This window comes from Haoranjiania flava, assembly GCF_025631005.1.
GTDB lineage: Bacteria > Bacteroidota > Bacteroidia > Chitinophagales > Chitinophagaceae > Haoranjiania > Haoranjiania flava.
In genome coordinates, this window is the sequence record NZ_JAOTPL010000014.1 from 42,898 (window position 1) to 58,488 (window position 15,591).

General features: G+C 42.5%; 15 protein-coding genes and 1 tRNA gene. 7 read left to right on the forward strand and 9 right to left on the reverse strand.

Going from position 1 to position 15,591, the window contains the following annotated elements; genetic code table 11:
- Positions 1-24 precede the first annotated feature (24 nt).
- The 4 genes from OD355_RS09935 to fbaA all read right to left on the reverse strand — a co-directional run bounded on the left by OD355_RS09935 (position 25) and on the right by fbaA (position 3,634).
- Positions 25-113, reverse strand: a tRNA-Ser gene (locus OD355_RS09935).
- A 61-nt stretch (positions 114-174) separates the two neighbouring features.
- Entirely contained in the window at positions 175-1,617 is a 1,443-nt protein-coding gene (gene dnaA, locus OD355_RS09940) for a chromosomal replication initiator protein DnaA (protein ID WP_263038319.1), read from the reverse strand.
- 221 nt (positions 1,618-1,838) lie between these two features.
- The gene (locus OD355_RS09945) at positions 1,839-2,486 is read right to left on the reverse strand and encodes a 5'-nucleotidase C-terminal domain-containing protein (RefSeq protein ID WP_263038320.1); all 648 of its coding nucleotides are present in this window, start codon (positions 2,484-2,486) and stop codon (positions 1,839-1,841) included.
- A gap of 74 nt (positions 2,487-2,560) precedes the next feature.
- Positions 2,561-3,634, reverse strand: coding sequence for a class II fructose-bisphosphate aldolase (gene fbaA / locus OD355_RS09950; protein WP_263038321.1), 1,074 nt, complete (start codon positions 3,632-3,634; stop codon positions 2,561-2,563).
- Positions 3,635-3,811: 177 nt separating this feature from the next.
- Between fbaA and accD the strand changes: the two genes are divergently transcribed.
- The 7 genes from accD to OD355_RS09985 all read left to right on the forward strand — a co-directional run bounded on the left by accD (position 3,812) and on the right by OD355_RS09985 (position 9,299).
- Positions 3,812-4,756 carry an acetyl-CoA carboxylase, carboxyltransferase subunit beta gene (gene accD / locus OD355_RS09955; RefSeq protein WP_263038322.1) on the forward strand — a complete coding sequence of 315 codons (945 nt, stop codon included), beginning with the start codon at positions 3,812-3,814 and terminating at the stop codon, positions 4,754-4,756.
- A gap of 72 nt (positions 4,757-4,828) precedes the next feature.
- Positions 4,829-5,275 (forward strand): SsrA-binding protein, encoded by a 447-nt coding sequence (gene smpB / locus OD355_RS09960; RefSeq protein WP_263038323.1) that lies wholly within the window; start codon positions 4,829-4,831, stop codon positions 5,273-5,275.
- Positions 5,276-5,324: 49 nt separating this feature from the next.
- Complete coding sequence (locus OD355_RS09965; RefSeq protein WP_263038324.1) at positions 5,325-6,260, forward strand: hydrogen peroxide-inducible genes activator; 936 nt, start codon at positions 5,325-5,327, stop codon at positions 6,258-6,260.
- 9 nt (positions 6,261-6,269) lie between these two features.
- Entirely contained in the window at positions 6,270-7,403 is a 1,134-nt protein-coding gene (locus OD355_RS09970; RefSeq protein WP_263038325.1) for a cysteine desulfurase family protein, read from the forward strand.
- Positions 7,404-7,424: 21 nt separating this feature from the next.
- Positions 7,425-7,991, forward strand: a complete 567-nt coding sequence (locus OD355_RS09975; RefSeq protein ID WP_263038326.1) for a UbiX family flavin prenyltransferase — start codon at positions 7,425-7,427, stop codon at positions 7,989-7,991.
- Positions 7,981-8,352 (forward strand): diacylglycerol kinase family protein, encoded by a 372-nt coding sequence (locus tag OD355_RS09980; RefSeq protein WP_263038327.1) that lies wholly within the window; start codon positions 7,981-7,983, stop codon positions 8,350-8,352. The genes OD355_RS09975 and OD355_RS09980 overlap by 11 nt, the downstream gene beginning before the upstream one ends.
- Positions 8,349-9,299 (forward strand): DMT family transporter, encoded by a 951-nt coding sequence (locus OD355_RS09985; protein WP_263038328.1) that lies wholly within the window; start codon positions 8,349-8,351, stop codon positions 9,297-9,299. Before OD355_RS09980 ends, OD355_RS09985 begins: the two co-directional genes overlap by 4 nt.
- Here OD355_RS09985 and asnA read toward each other — a convergent pair.
- The 5 genes from asnA to OD355_RS10010 all read right to left on the reverse strand — a co-directional run bounded on the left by asnA (position 9,286) and on the right by OD355_RS10010 (position 15,392).
- Positions 9,286-10,290 carry an aspartate--ammonia ligase gene (gene asnA / locus OD355_RS09990; protein WP_263038329.1) on the reverse strand — a complete coding sequence of 335 codons (1,005 nt, stop codon included), beginning with the start codon at positions 10,288-10,290 and terminating at the stop codon, positions 9,286-9,288. The genes OD355_RS09985 and asnA overlap by 14 nt on opposite strands.
- Positions 10,291-10,500: 210 nt before the next feature.
- The gene (locus OD355_RS09995; protein WP_263038330.1) at positions 10,501-12,654 is read right to left on the reverse strand and encodes a S46 family peptidase; all 2,154 of its coding nucleotides are present in this window, start codon (positions 12,652-12,654) and stop codon (positions 10,501-10,503) included.
- Positions 12,655-13,289: 635 nt separating this feature from the next.
- Positions 13,290-14,090, reverse strand: coding sequence for a glycoside hydrolase family 16 protein (locus OD355_RS10000; protein ID WP_263038331.1), 801 nt, complete (start codon positions 14,088-14,090; stop codon positions 13,290-13,292).
- A gap of 13 nt (positions 14,091-14,103) precedes the next feature.
- Positions 14,104-14,505: an EVE domain-containing protein gene (locus tag OD355_RS10005; RefSeq protein WP_263038332.1), complete on the reverse strand. Its 402-nt coding sequence runs from the start codon at positions 14,503-14,505 to the stop codon at positions 14,104-14,106.
- Between the two features lie 167 nt (positions 14,506-14,672).
- Positions 14,673-15,392, reverse strand: coding sequence for a (Fe-S)-binding protein (locus OD355_RS10010; protein WP_263038333.1), 720 nt, complete (start codon positions 15,390-15,392; stop codon positions 14,673-14,675).
- Positions 15,393-15,591: the final 199 nt, after the last annotated feature.

A 15,591-nucleotide genomic window follows, 5' to 3' on the forward strand; every position in this document is an offset into this window, starting at 1 on the left:
TCTTCTCAATGAAGACCCTCTCAGCGGTGAGGGAGGGATTCGAACCCTCGGTACAGTTTAACCCGTACGGCAGTTTAGCAAACTACTGATTTCAGCCACTCATCCACCTCACCTTTCGCTTAAACAGGGATGCAAATGTATTACTCCATTTTTATAATACCAAATTTTTAACCGCTAATTCAGCGTGGCAAGCTGCACTTTTTGCGTGAGCTCCATCACATTTTCATTAAATACAGAATCGGTCTCCATCAGGTCCTTTACAGTCTGGCAGCTATGGATCACGGTGGTATGGTCGCGGCCGCCAAAATGTTCGCCGATGGTCTTGAGGGAATTTTTTGTAAATGCCTTCGCCAGGTACATCGTTATCTGCCTTGCCTGTACAATCTCGCGCTTCCGGGTTTTCTGCAGAAGCTTTTCATAAGGCACATCAAAATATTCGCATACCATTTTCTGAATGGCTTCTATGGTTATTTCTTTTGAATTGGATTTAATGATGTTGCGCAGAACTTTTTTAGCAATATCAATATCAATTTCCTTTTTATTCAGCGATGACTGTGCCAGCAGCGAAAGGAAAGCGCCTTCCAGTTCACGCACGTTGGTGGAAATATTGTTGGCTACGTATTTCAATACTTCTTTCGGAATGTCTACACCGTCTTTATGCATTTTCTGGCGAAGTATTTCCAGGCGCACTTCAGGATCGGGTATTTGTATGTCGGTGCTCAATCCCCAGCGAAAGCGGCTCAGCAGCCTTTCCTGCAAACCGTTAAGGTCTTTGGGCGGTTTATCCGATGTCATGATCAGTTGCTTGCCGCTCTGGTGCAGGTGGTTGAATATGGCAAAGAAGGCATCCTGGCTCTTGTCGGCCGAAGCAAAGTATTGCACATCATCTATGATCAGCACATCTATTAACTGGTAGAAAAGAATAAAATCGTTTATCTGGTTGTTGCGGGAGTGGTTAATAAACTGGTTAATGAATTTCTCACAGCTTACATACAGCACAACTTTATTGGGATTGGCCTTTTTGGTTTCGTTTCCTATAGCCTGTATCAGGTGTGTTTTTCCCAGGCCTGTGCCGCCGTAGATCACCAATGGGTTAAACGAAGTGGAGCCGGGCCTTTCCGCCACGGTTTTGCCTGCTCTTCTTGCCACGCGGTTACAATCGCCTTCTATAAAAGATTCAAAAGTATAGTTATCATTGAGTTGTGAATCAATCTTGAATTTTGTAATGCCGGGAGCGGCAAATGGATTGATGGTTACGGATTTTTCGCGGTTGAAGTTCCAGGGAAGTTCAATGCTGTTGTCGCTGCTTGGCCTTGCATGGCCGCCTGGTATATCTGTAGTGCCGCTTTTGTTTTGAGATCCGCTGTCTATCATTATGCGGTATTCCAGTTTAGCGCCGCGGCCTAAAGTGCGGGTAAGTGTTTTTTGCAATAAAGAAACGTAATGCTCTTCCAGGTATTCATAAAAAAACTGGCTGGGAACCTGTATCAACAGTCCGTTATCTTTTAGTTCAATGGGCACAATGGGTTCGAACCAGGTTTTGTATTCCTGCCACTCAACAATATCCTTAATAATATTCAAACAATTGTTCCAAACAGATTCCGCAGTATTATTCATTACTTTAATTGCAAACACATTTAATAATGAGAAATGTCGTTCATTTTCAATTGAAAACCTCTCGAAAACAGAAGACGAATTTCTTGCTTTTTTTGTTGAAAAAAAAATTTTTTATTTCGCTCAAATTTATCTAATGCATAAAACAACTGGTTATTTAGAATTTGATTTGAAGATACGCATTATATTCATACAATCCAATGTTTTAGCCATTTCCGGCGATTTTAGTTAGCATAGCGTATTCTTCTGTACGGAACAGGCCATATAGTTTTTCCGGTGTTGGTAAGCCATTGAATATATTCACATATGGCGCGGCGCATGCTCAGGTCAGCATTTAAAACGGGTATATTTGCCGGTACAGGAATTCTTTTTTTTACAAGGAGGTAATAGGGTATAGCCAGCATGTATTCGCGAGCGCTGTCCAGTGGTTGCCTGTTGATAAAAATACTGTCTGCCTGCATGTTGTTTATCTGCATTTGCAGGCCGGCTACAGCGTAGCCTCCCAAAGAAGCGATCTTGTCGAGCATGGGTTTAAGTTGTACCCCGTTTACTTTCATCACGGCAATAGAGTCTTCATAGGGCAACAGCTTTAATAACTGGTTTTTCTTAAAAGTGCCTTTCTCTATTTTTCCTCTGATCGATTGCGGAGAAACCAGCGCAATATCTATCTTATTGCCCCATTTTAACTGTACTGCTGTTTTTATGCCATCGGCAATAAAATTTCCCAGCGGCCCTTCGGGCAGTTTATGGTAGAGGTCGTACATGGCAAAGCCAATCGTGGTGCTGTCTTCAGGGGCAATGCCGGCTGTGTCTTTCTGTGCAGATGCACTCAAAGATAGCAACATGGCCGTTGATAGCAGTAGCAGCCTCATTATTGTATTATTTTTAAATAAAAAAATCCCAGGAGGTTGTCCTGAGATTAAAGTTAAAATATTTCAATGAATTATTATGCGTTCCTGTTGATGCAGTTCAGGTCGGTAAATGCTTCCTGTAATCTTTGTACGAAAGTTTCTTCGCCTTTGCGCAACCACACGCGTGGATCATAGTATTTTTTGTTTGGAGCATCGGGGCCTTCCGGGTTGCCTAATTGCCCTTGCAGGTAAGCTTCATTTTTCTTGTAATAATTAAACACACCTTCAGAAAATGCCCATTGCATATCTGTATCAATGTTCATTTTGATTACACCGTAGTCCAGAGATTCAGTGATCTGGTGTTTCGGAGAGCCGCTGCCACCGTGGAATACGTAGCATACAGGTTTTTCTTCGCTGCCTAAGCCTAATTTTTCACACACAAAGCTCTGGCTGCTCTTAAGAATATCAGGACGCAATTCCACATTACCCGGTTTGTACACGCCGTGCACATTACCAAACGCAGCTGCAACGGTAAACAGGTCGCCTACCTGGCTCAGCGCTTCATACACCTGCCATACTTCTTCCGGCTGGGTATACAATTTTGAATTGTCTACATCTGTATTGTCTACACCGTCTTCTTCACCGCCTGTAACGCCCAGTTCCACTTCAATGCTCATGCCGAGCGGAGCCATTTTCTTAAAAAATTCTACAGAAGTTTCAATGTTTTCCTCCAAAGATTCCTCGCTCAGGTCAAGCATGTGGGAGCTGAATAAAGGCTGGCCTTTTTCTTTTTTAAATTGCTCGCCTGCTTTGATCAGTGCATCTATCCAGGGCAACCATTTTTTAGCGGCATGGTCTGTGTGTAAAACCACAGGCACATTATAATATTGAGCTACATTGTGTACGTGCAGGGCGCCGCTGATAGCTCCGGCAATATTGGCTTGCAACTGGTCATTCGGCATACCCTTTCCGGCAAAGAACTGGGCGCCGCCGTTGCTGAATTGTATGATAACGGGAGAGTTGACTTTGGCCGCTGTTTCCAGTACCGCATTGATAGAGTTTGTGCCAATTACATTTACGGCAGGCATTGCAAATTTATTAGCATTTGCATCGTTGTACAAAGCCCTTAACTCTTCGCCATAAAGTACGCCACTTCTGTATTTTGCCATTTGTTGTAGTTTTTAATTTGAAAAAATTTTATGCAAAATTAAACATGTTTTCGGTAAGCAACAAACCGAATTGATGTTAGGAGATTTTTGCTAACTTTGCAGATTAAAGCAATAAAAAACACGTAGAATAGAATTGTTCATTAATTTTGTGATAACATTGTTTTTTTACAAATCTCTATGGCAGAAGAAATTGATAAGCAGGATCACGAAACGGATAACCTTGATCCTATAGCGGAAAATATAACTGTATTTCAGAACCTTGAAAATAAAGAAGATAATTTGAGTTGGTTTCAACGTTTAAAAAAAGGCATCAGCACCAGCACTTCAGAAAAGAAGGAGATGCCCGAAGGCCTCTGGAGTAAATGCCCGGAATGTAGCTATATATGTACTTCTCAGGAATTGGCAGACAGTAAATATGTGTGCCCGAAGTGCAGCTACCACCATCGCATTGAAAGCGAAGAATATTTCAGGCTGATGTTTGATGATGCGCAATACAAGGAGCTTTACAATGAAATTAAAAGCATAGATTTTTTAGGCTTTACAGATTTAAAATCTTACCAGCAAAGGCTAGATAAACTATACTCTCAAACCGACCTGAAAGACAGTATGCGCGTGGCTACCGGCAAGGTCAACGGCAATGAGATGATTATCGCCAGCATGGATTTTGCCTTTATCGGCGGCTCACTGGGCAGTGTCATGGGAGAGAAGTTTAGCCGTTCGGTAGATTATGCCATTGAGCATCAGATCCCGTTCATGGTCATCAGCAAAAGCGGCGGCGCACGTATGATGGAAAGCGCCTTCAGCTTAATGCAGATGGCAAAGACAAGCGCCAAGCTTACACAACTGAGCAATGCTAAAATACCGTTCTTCTCGCTGGTTACAGATCCTACTTTTGGCGGCGTTACTGCAAGCTTTGCCATGCTGGGCGACTTTAACTTTGCTGAACCCGGCGCGCTCATTGGCTTTGCAGGCCCCAGGGTGATCAAAGACACCATTAAAAAAGAGCTGCCCAAAGGATTCCAGAAAAGCGAGTTCCAGCTTGAACACGGCTTCCTGGATTTTATTGTACACAGGCACGACCTTAAACAGCGGGTTTCTGTGTATGTGAACTTGTTGAAATAAAATTTTCTGACAGATAATTTCAAAGCCTTTCACCAAGCGAGGGGCTTTTGATTTTTTAAAGAGCGAGCAGCAATGAAGGATATACGCATAAGTAACAGGCAGGCATATTACCATTATTTTATCGAAGATAAATACACCGCTGGTATTGTGCTGCTTGGTACCGAAGTAAAATCAGTGCGCGAAGCGCGCGTGAGCTTCAATGACAGCTTCTGCTTTTTTGATAAAGGTGAGATCTGGCTGAGGGGCTTGTATATTGCTGAATACAAACTCGGAACCAGCAACAACCACGTAGCTGTACACGACCGTAAACTGTTGCTTACAAAGCGAGAGATCAAAAGAATACAGGCAGCGCTGAAAGAAAAAGGATTAACATTGGTGCCTCTGCAAATATTTGTGAATGAGAGAAACCTGGTAAAGGTAGAGGTAGGGCTGGCAAAGGGCAAAAAGATCTACGATAAACGCGAAACCATTAAACAGCGCGATAATGCCAAAGAAATGAAACGCTACCTCAAAAAGTAGCTATAAAATGTATTGATAATTATTACTTATCTTTATAGAAATTATCAATATGACTTTTACGCAGTTAGAATACATTATTTCCTTAAACATCCACAAACAGTTTTCTCTGGCCGCTGAGAAATGTTATGTAACGCAGCCTACGCTGAGCATGCAGATACAAAAGCTGGAAGATGAGCTGGGTGTAAAAATATTCGACCGCACCAAACAGCCTGTAACAGTTACACAGGCAGGACAGGAGGTGATAGCTTATGCGAGGAAAATAATCGCGGAAAGAGACGAGCTGTTGCAGTCTATTTCGGATAAAAAAGATATTGTAAATGGTGAGTTGAGGGTAGGCATTATACCCACGCTTGCCCCTTACCTGTTGCCTTTGTTTATACCGCTGTTCACAAAAAAATACCCTAAAATAAAGCTTGTTGTCAATGAGGTTACTACAGACCTGCTGGTAAGGGATTTAAAAGAAGGCGCTCTCGACGCCGGCATACTGGTAACACCGCTCTATGATAAGGGCATCAGGGAAAATGTTTTATTCTACGAAGAGCTGATGGTGTATACTTCTAAAAAAAGCGACCTTATTGGCAAGGAATATATTTTGTCAAAAGATATAAACCCCGATAAGCTCTGGCTCCTGGAAGAAGGCCATTGCTTCCGTTCGCAGGTGATGAACTTTTGTGAATTAAGGAAAAACAGCCTGCACGGCAGCTTGTTTGAATACGAGGCAGGCAGCCTGGAAACCTTAATAAGATTGGTAGACGTAACAGACGGCGTAACGTTTTTGCCCGAGCTGGCAACATTAAATTTAGGCGTGAAACAGCTGCGGCAGCTAAAACTCTTTAAAGCGCCCAAACCCATGCGCGAAGTGAGCCTGGTAACAAACACAGACTTTGTGAAAAAGAAACTGGTAAACCTGCTGAAACACGAGCTACTGCAATCTTTACCGGAAAAAATAAAGGAAAATAAAAGTAAAAATATTGTTGCTATTTAAAAACAGATCATGATCTACCTGGATTATAATGCCACAACACCCGTTGATAAAAATGTATTGCAGGAGATGCTGCCTTACTTTACCACACAGTTTGGGAACGCCTCAAGCGCTACACATGTGTACGGTTTGCAGGCGCGGAAAGCGGTAGATAATGCACGTGAAAAAATTGCCGCTCATTTACATGCCGATGCGCAGGAGATTATTTTTACTTCCGGCGCTACGGAAGCTGTAAACCTCGCTGTTAAAGGGTTATACGGAATGTATGGCGGTAGAAAGAAACACATCATCACTGTGGCTACGGAGCACAGCGCAGTAATGGATACCTGCAAAAGCTTAGAAGAAAAAGGCGCGGAGCTAACTGTTTTGCCGGTTGACTCACACGGGCTTTTAGATATGGAGTCGCTGCAAAGCGCCATCCGCGAAGATACGTTGCTAATAGCAGTGATGTACGCCAATAACGAGACCGGTGTATTACAGCCAATAAAAATCATTGGCAATATTTGTAAACAAAAAAACGTGTTTTTCTTTTGCGATGCTACCCAGGCAGTAGGTAAGTTGCCAATGAATGTGCAGGACGAAAACATAGACCTGCTGTGCTTTTCAGGGCATAAGATGTACGGGCCTAAAGGCATCGGCGGCTTGTATGTGCGAAGAAAAAACCCGCGGGTAAATCTTGCAGCACAGGTGCACGGGGGCGGCCATGAGCGTGGCTGGCGCAGCGGCACGCTGAATGTGCCGGGAATAGTGGGATTGGGCAAATCGTTGGATATTTTTCATGAAGAAGAAACTAAACGCATAGAAACATTAAGAGATACGCTTGAAAATGCTTTGCTTGGTGTTGAAGGCGTCTTACTGAATGGGCACAGGCAGCGCCGTATATTCAATGTGTGCAATTTGTCTTTTAAAAAAGTCAGCGGCAAGCGGCTGATAGCGGAGCTATCTAAAGAAATGGCGGTATCTGCCGGCTCTGCGTGCAGCGCCGAAAGTAATATGCCCAGCCATGTCTTAACGGCAATGGGCGTGCCTGAAGATATGGCAAAAAGTTCCGTACGCTTTAGCCTGGGAAGGTTCACCACTGGTGAAGAGATAAAGTTTGCCATAGATTTTATAAAGGAAGTGTACGCGCGTTTGCGCGATCAGTAGTTTAAAATGTAACTTTGCACAATGTCTAAAAAAATAGTGATAGCGGTTACAGGTGCAAGCGGATCGTTGTATGCAAAATTGCTGCTGGATAAACTCATGATGCTTAAAGACCAATGGGAAGATGTCAGCATTGTTATGAGCAGAAACGCCCAAGATGTGTGGTCTACGGAATTGCAGAATGATGCTTACAAACACTACCCTGTAAAGTATTATGATAAAATGGATTTTAATGCGCCCTTTGCATCAGGCTCTGCCAGGTACGATACCATGATCATTGTGCCTTGCAGCATGGGCACATTAGGCCGCATCGCTTCCGGTGTGAGCAACGACCTGGTAACCCGTGCCGCAGACGTGATACTGAAAGAGAGAAGAAAGCTGATCTTAGCTGTCCGTGATACGCCTTACAGCCTTGTACATATACAGAATATGCAAACTGTAACACTTGCCGGCGGCATCGTATGCCCGCTGTCTCCTTCCTTTTACAGCCGCCCGCAAACTATTGAAGCGCTTGCCGCCACCGTGGTAGACAGGATAATTGATCTATGTGGATTTGATAACCAGGCTTATCGTTGGGGAAATGAAGAATAGAAAAGCGCCATTCCTGCAATCGGTTATGTATGCACTCGCCGGCATTATAACTTTTTTTTCCAAAGAGCGAAACGGCCAGATACAGCTTGCTGTAAGCGTTATAGCCATTGTATTTGCGTGGATATTTTCCATTACAAAAACAGAATGGCTCATCGTCCTGATCTTGTGTGCCGTAGTGATGGCGACCGAAATGCTCAACACAGCCATTGAAAAACTTTGCGACCGCGTCACAACCGATTATGATGAAATTATTAAAGTTGTCAAAGATGTATCGGCAGGCGCTGTATTGCTTGTTTCTCTTTTGGCAGTTATCACCGGTTTGATGATATTTGTGCCTTACCTAATTAACTGTTTTCAATGAGGATAATCAAAAGATCTTCGGGGCACGTTGCGCTGTTGATAGCTAATATTATATTCGGACTAAATATGGCCGTATCAAGATCTTTGCTTCCGGATATGCTGCAGCCTTTATCGCTGCATCTTTTCAGGGTAGCGGGTGCGGCGCTGCTTTTCTGGATTGCTTCTGTGTTTATTAAAAAAGCAAGAATACCTTTTAAAGATATCATCAAATTATTTCTTGCCGGTATGCTCGGGGTTCTCATCAACCAGTTATCATTTATCATCGGTCTTTCCACAACTTCACCCGTTACAGCTTCTTTAATAACAACTTTACTTCCGGTGATCACAATGATTTTATCTTTTCTGATACTCAGTGAACCTATCAGCTGGCTGAAAGTGACAGGCGTGGCTGTCGGCGCCTCAGGCGCATTGCTTCTTATAATGGCAAATGCCGAAGGGACCGGCGACAGCAGCTTACACGGTATTCTATTAATTTTGTTTTCATCATTCAGCTATGCGCTGTATCTCACTTTATTCAAAAAACTTATTGCAACTTATCACCCGGTTCACATTATGAAATGGATGTTTTTATTTTCTTTAATAATAAGCATTCCTCTTTGCTATACCGCTTTTATTGATACACCTTTCAGTCAATTGCCAACAGATGCGTGGTTAAGAATAGGCTACGTTGTAGTGTTTGCAACGTTTATAGCCTATTTATTGATCCCGGTCGGCCAGAAAACCATCCGGCCTACTACCCTGAGCATGTATAATTATTTGCAGCCTTTTGTAGCATCTGTTGTTGCTATAGCCATAGGCATGGGCAGTTTCGGTTATGAAAATATCCTTTCTGCCATACTTGTTTTTTCCGGTGTCTATATTGTTACGCAGAGTAAATCAAAGATACAGCTTGAAATGCAGCGGCGCAGAAAAAATATAGAAAAGATCAGGAAAGCTAAAGCAGCGTAATGCCGTCTTGCTGCACTCTTTTTCTTTGATCTTCCGGCCACACACTTACCTGTACCTCGCCAATATGAGTATTCTTCAATAAGAACATGCAGGTCCTGGACTGGCCGATGCCTCCACCTATACTTTCTGGCAACTTGCCCGAAAGCAATAGTTTGTGAAATGGAAGTTCGGCTTTTTGTTCACAGTTTTTAAGTTTCAGCTGTTGTTTCATGGCTTTTTTATCTACCCTGATGCCCATGGACGATACTTCAAAAGCGCATTCCAGCAGCGGATGCCAGAAAATAATATCACCGTTGATGCCGTTGTAGCCGTCATCGTTTTGGGTGCTCCAGTCATCATAGTCTGCAGCACGGCCATCATGCGGCTCGTCGTTGGATAGTTTGCCGCCAATGCCCATTATAAACACAGCGCCAAATTCCTTGGCAATAAGATGCTCTCTTTCTTTTGCTTTCTTGCCCGGATAGCGTTGCAGCAGCTCTTCGGAATGAATGAACGTAATATTTTCGGGCAGCGTTGGTTTAATGTGATGATGATGCTCGTGCACAACTGCTTCCGTATGTTTAAAAGCCCTGTAAATTTTTTTGACAGTTTTTTTAAGATAAGCAAGGTTTCTTTCTTCAGGCTCAATGTGTTTTTCCCAATCCCACTGGTCTACATAGATAGAATGCAGCGGGCTATAATCTTCATCCGGGCGCAGGGCGCGCATGTCTGTAAGAATTCCTTTTCCTGCTTCCACATCCAGCTCTTTTAGGCGAAGGCGTTTCCATTTAGCCAGGGAATGCACCACTACCGCGCGTTTCTCTTCCATACTCTTTACGGGAAAAGCCACCGGCCTTTCAATACCATTGAGGTCATCATTTATACCGGTGCCGTCTAAAACTATTAAAGGTGAAGACACTTTCACCAGGTTTAATTCTCTCGCTAACGCATTTGAAAAAGTATCTTTTACTAACGTTATGGCCTGTTCTCTTTTTAAAATTTCTTTTAGCATCCGGTTAAATATTTTTTAATAAATTAATACAAATGTTTACAATCGGTAAACGTTTTTTAAAAATGATTGAATGAATTTACATGCAAATGTCGATAATTTTTTCAATTATCAAATGTTAGTTTTCAAGAAAATTTATTTATTTGTCTGTAATCCGTAAAAAATAAGGCCACCTTTTGAGATGACCTTATTGAAACTTAAATTACAAAATGCCTATCTCACAATTTTTAGTTCATTGATGATATTTTTAGCGCCGCCCATTTTTTCTATTACCCACAACACGTAGCGGATATCTACATTTATGGTACGGTTCAGATCTTTGTCAAAAGCAATTTTATGGCTCAGCGCTTCGTAGTTGCCATCGAATGCCAGGCCGATAAGTTCACCTTTAGCGTTCAACACAGGCGAGCCTGAGTTACCACCGGTAATGTCGTTGTTGGTAATAAAGCCTACCACCACATCATTAAACTTGGGATCTTTGTATTGGCCGAAATCTTTTTTCGTGTACAGGTCTATCTGTTTCTGCGCCAGGTCAAATTCATAATCGCCGGGCACATATTTTTCCAATACACCTTTCATGGTAGTGGCGTAGTTGTAAAATACAGCATCTCTGGGCGTATAAGATTGTACGGTGCCATAAGAAAGCCTCATGCTGAAGTTTGCATCAGGGTATATATTTGCTTTGGGATTCATTTCCTGTGAGCCTTTTATGTACAGCCTGCCGAGGTCGCTGATCTTATTGTTGAATGCAGCATATTTCGGCGCTACCTGCTCCTGGTAATATCTGCCAAAAGCACGCACGTACTGGTACACCAGGTCGCTGTTGAGTTGGGCCATGGTAGGGTTTTGAATAAAAGCGTTCCACTTAGCATCATTGATGAGCAGCGAGCTCTCAAAAGCATCGTTAGCCCATTTTTTGTAAGTAACGGCATCGTCCAATGCGCCATATTTTGTTTGCAGCCAGTTGTAGAACTCGGTTGGTTGCTGGCTTTTATCTACATCGTTGTAATAAAGCTGTGCAGTTGCTGCAAGAATATTTTTATCGCTTGGTATGTCTTCTTCTGCAATAAATCCTTTTCTTACCCTGTCAAGAGAGGTTTTAAGTTTATTGATCTCTTCCGTGTTATTTTCAGCAAGTGCTTTTTCAAAACCGGACAACATATTGCTGTATCTTGCAACGGGCGCGCCCATAATGCCTTCTGTGTAGTAGACTCTTTGTTTAGCATATGGAGTCCATTGTTCGTAGGCGGTTTTATAGTCGGTAAAAATATCTTTGTATTCAGGTTTGTTTTTTGCCCAAGTGATGAACTGCTGCTCCTGTGCCTGCTTTACGTTGTATACATTGTGTTTTTTCAGTTGTTTTGATTCTCCGTCGAAAAATTTCCAATAGTTTGCAATGCCTGCGTAAGAAGAAGCCAGCTTTAATTTGGTAGCAGCATCTTTCTTCATTTCGTTCATCATCAGCTTCAGGCGTGTGTCGCGGAGGCTTACCAGGGTTGGATTCTCAATATCGTTTTTAAGTTTTACACCGTAAGAGGTTTCATACCGGTTGGTGCCGCCGGGATAGCCATAGATCATGGCGTAGTCGCCTTCTTTTACACCTTTGATAGAAACAGGCAGGAAGTGTTTGGGTTTGTAAGGAACGTTATTGGGAGAATAAGCTGCGGGGTTGCCCTCGGGGCTCATGTACACGCGAAAAACAGAGAAGTCACCGGTATGGCGCGGCCATTCCCAGTTGTCTGTATCTCCACCAAATTTGCCGATGTTTTCTGGTGGGGCTGCTACCAGTCGCACATCCTTGTAAACCTTGTAAACAAACAGCAGGTATTGATTTCCTTTGTAGAAAGGGATTATGTTTGCTTCAAGGCCTGCAGCCTGGTTGGTAGATTTGTCAATAAGTTCACGTGCTATTTCACTGCCTTTGTTCTGGCGTTCAGCGCCCGCTAAACCTTTTAATTTGGGCAGGAACTGGTCTGTTACGTCTACAACTTTATCCAGGAATTTTACGCTAAGCCCTTCGGAGGGAATTTCTTCTTTCATGCTTTTTGCATAGAAACCATCTTTTAAATAATTGTGCTCTACTGTGCTTGCATTTGCAATGTTGTTGTAGCCGCAATGGTGGTTGGTAAAAAGCAGGCCTTTATCGCTTACAATTTCTCCGGTACAGCCGCCGCCAAAGATCACGATTGCATCTTTTACAGAAGGTTTGTTGATGCTGTAAAGTTGTTCCTTAGTGAGTTTCAGCCCACGTTTAACCATGTTGTTGTAAGTTTCCTGCCCTAAAAGGTACGGCAGCCACATTCCTTCATCTGCAAAAGATTGAAAAGCAAAAAGGCACGCAATAAGAAATGAGAAGATTTTTTTCATCCGGTTATATCTTTTAATATTTTGAAAAATTAATGCGCTAAGATAAATGAAATTCCATAAAGATCAAGAATCTATACCAACCGGGAATGAATATGGAATCTAAAAAAATGGTTATTTAATGTGACCATAAAGAAAAATAAAAATACACACATCAAATTCCATACATATAATAGAGTTTGATTTCGTTATTTGAAGACAACTGCCAAATTCAAGAAATTATTTATTGTCAGGGAAAAGCGAATGCATGAGTCCGTCGTCAGGTAGAGTCCTGCGGGAAAAGATGGCTTGGTTTGTGCCTCCCTCTGAATGACGGTACTGGCGGTGAGGCACAAGCGGACGCTTGCGCCAGAAGGGGATGGCTTGGTTTATGCCTCGCTCTGAATGACAGTGCTGGCCGTGAGGCACAAGCGGACGCTTGCGCCAGAAGGGGGTTGCGCCACAAGGAGATGGCTTGGTTTGTGCCTCCTCGCTCTGAATGACAGTGCGGCAGTGGGTGCACAAGCGGACGCTTGCGCCAGAAGGAGATAACCATAAAGATTAGGAATCTATACCAACCGAGAATGATAATATTAGAATTGCGGAATAAAAATAAAAATAGTGTTTAGCATCGGTGTTTTAATAGGTTATACGCTAAACTATTTCAATTCATAAAATCTTACCCAGTCGATGTACATTTCTACGGGCAGTTGCCTGTTGTCAATGGCGCCTACCCAGTTTCCACCCAGCTGCATATCAAGCAACAAATAGAAATCACTCTGGTCGAAAAGGAATTGGCCTTCTTTATCAGTTTCTATGCGCGGATAAGTAAAACTCCTTTTTTCGTTTACAAAAAACACCAGGCTGTCTTTGTGTTTTTCAACAGCATAAATATTATAATCGTCAGGTTTAATAGGCATGGTAGCGCCTTGCGCTGGGCTTTTAATCTTAAGATTGTAAGTATAATGCGAGTGTACTGTCTGGTAGGCAATGGCGTCAAAATTCAAGCGTTCCATAATGTCAATTTCACCTCCATGCGGCCAGCGGCCGGTTGCAGGAAGCATCCAGAATGCAGGCCATGCGCCCTTTGCGCCATTGAGCTTTGCACGTATTTCCAGCCTGCCATACCCGAAGTTGGCTTTATCTTTGGTATACACACCACCGGTAAGGTAGGATGCAGTGTCTGCGAGCTGCGAAGTATTTGTTACACCACGTAAAATAAGATTGCCGTTTTTTACTTCATACAAGGAGTCGTAGGCCGACATATACCTGTTCCAATCGCTTGTGCCGCGTGGGATTTTTGTCCATCTGCTCAGATCAAGGCTATTCCCGTTAAAATTTTCTTCCCATGTCAATGGCCATTTTTCTCCCGGAGTATGCTGGTAATAGTTTTTAGAACAGGCAATAGCCGTGCAAAGAATGCTAATGAGCAGGGTTGAAAAAAATGATTGTCGTTTCATAAGATCGTTTTAATTATTCACTCATCTCCAGGATTGTTTTCCATTCCCCATCAGTAACCGGTATTACGGATAGCCTGCTTTGTTTTATCAATGCGAAATCTGCTAATTTATTCTCTGTTTTCATTTGAGCCAGGGAAACAGGTTTTTTTAGTTTTTTTACCGGCTGCAGATCCACGCAAACCCAGCGTTCATCAGTGGTTGTAGGATCCGGGTAAACCGCTTTTACTACTTTGGCAATGCCCACAATTTCTTTACCTTCGTTGCTATGGTAGAAGAAAACTTCATCGCCTTTTTTCATCTGTTGCAGGTTGTTGCGTGCCTGGTAGTTGCGCACACCATCCCAAAAGGTTTGTTTATCTTCCACAAACTGATCCCAACTGTATTTAAAGGGTTCAGACTTTAGCAGCCATTTCATTCGTATTGATTTTTAAGTAAAAAGTAAGAAGTAATACGTGAGAATTAAAAAGTATTCAGCGATATATAAACAACCCCACAACTTAAACAACCCTACAACCCTACAACTAAGCAACTCCACGATAATCATTATCCATTGTCAATGATCCATTAAACGCTTCTCTAACTTCACCATCCATTAGCCAGTACATCTGCCAGGTGCAAAACTTTGAGGTTTCCTCCCTGTTTTTTTAATATACCATCAATATGCATCAGGCAGCTCATATCTGTGCTGATGAGGTATTCTGCACCGGTGTTAATGGCATGTTGTGCTTTTTGTTCGCCCATACCTGCGCTGATGGAATTGAATTTTACGGCGAATGTTCCGCCAAAGCCGCAACAGGTTTCATTGTCTTCCATCGGTATCATCGTTAATCCTTCAACATTTTTCAGCAGCTTTTGAGGTTCTTCTTTAATGTTGCATTCGCGCAAAGCGGCGCAGCTGTTATGGTAGGTGGCTGTGCCTTCTAACCTGGCGCCAAAGTTTTCTATGTGCAACATGTTTATTAAAAAATCCGAAAGTTCGTATATGCGTTCAGAAGTTTTTTCAGCTTCCATTTTCTGTGCTGTGTTTTCAAATAATACTTTAAAACCGTTTTTTACAAACCCTGCACAGCTTGCGCTGGGCGTAACAATGTATTCACTGCCACTAAAATCCCGGATAAATTTTTTACAGACGGCCTTTGACTCTTCCCTGAAACCCGCATTATAGGCCGGTTGCCCGCAACAGGTCTGGTCTTTGTTGTATGTAATTTCGCAGCCGGCTTTCTCCAGGATCTTTACCATGTTAAAGCCAACCTGGGGATACAACTGATCTATAAAACAGGGAATGAATATTTGTACTTTCATTCGTAAATTTTAATTTTTTTGAATAGTTTCCGATAGCTATCGGGTAAACTCCGCATAATCCAATCATTCCGTAAAGAAATAATACGCTCGCTTTGTTTCAGGAAAGTAAAGGTAAGAAATTGATAAGGGAAAAAATCTCGGGCGATGGAAATTGTTTTAAAAGACTTATCTTTATTATTCTATTTTTATCATACCTGAT

Bases quoted from the DNA above. Each gene is read 5' to 3' on its own strand.
- dnaA (WP_263038319.1), bottom strand. From the start codon at position 1,617: ATGAATAATACTGCGGAATCTGTTTGGAACAATTGTTTGAATATTATT.
- OD355_RS09945 (WP_263038320.1), bottom strand. From the start codon at position 2,486: ATGAGGCTGCTACTGCTATCAACGGCCATGTTGCTATCTTTGAGTGCA.
- fbaA (WP_263038321.1), bottom strand. From the start codon at position 3,634: ATGGCAAAATACAGAAGTGGCGTACTTTATGGCGAAGAGTTAAGGGCT.
- accD (WP_263038322.1), top strand. From the start codon at position 3,812: ATGGCAGAAGAAATTGATAAGCAGGATCACGAAACGGATAACCTTGAT.
- smpB (WP_263038323.1), top strand. From the start codon at position 4,829: ATGAAGGATATACGCATAAGTAACAGGCAGGCATATTACCATTATTTT.
- OD355_RS09965 (WP_263038324.1), top strand. From the start codon at position 5,325: ATGACTTTTACGCAGTTAGAATACATTATTTCCTTAAACATCCACAAA.
- OD355_RS09970 (WP_263038325.1), top strand. From the start codon at position 6,270: ATGATCTACCTGGATTATAATGCCACAACACCCGTTGATAAAAATGTA.
- OD355_RS09975 (WP_263038326.1), top strand. From the start codon at position 7,425: ATGTCTAAAAAAATAGTGATAGCGGTTACAGGTGCAAGCGGATCGTTG.
- OD355_RS09980 (WP_263038327.1), top strand. From the start codon at position 7,981: ATGAAGAATAGAAAAGCGCCATTCCTGCAATCGGTTATGTATGCACTC.
- OD355_RS09985 (WP_263038328.1), top strand. From the start codon at position 8,349: ATGAGGATAATCAAAAGATCTTCGGGGCACGTTGCGCTGTTGATAGCT.
- asnA (WP_263038329.1), bottom strand. From the start codon at position 10,290: ATGCTAAAAGAAATTTTAAAAAGAGAACAGGCCATAACGTTAGTAAAA.
- OD355_RS09995 (WP_263038330.1), bottom strand. From the start codon at position 12,654: ATGAAAAAAATCTTCTCATTTCTTATTGCGTGCCTTTTTGCTTTTCAA.
- OD355_RS10000 (WP_263038331.1), bottom strand. From the start codon at position 14,090: ATGAAACGACAATCATTTTTTTCAACCCTGCTCATTAGCATTCTTTGC.
- OD355_RS10005 (WP_263038332.1), bottom strand. From the start codon at position 14,505: ATGAAATGGCTGCTAAAGTCTGAACCCTTTAAATACAGTTGGGATCAG.
- OD355_RS10010 (WP_263038333.1), bottom strand. From the start codon at position 15,392: ATGAAAGTACAAATATTCATTCCCTGTTTTATAGATCAGTTGTATCCC.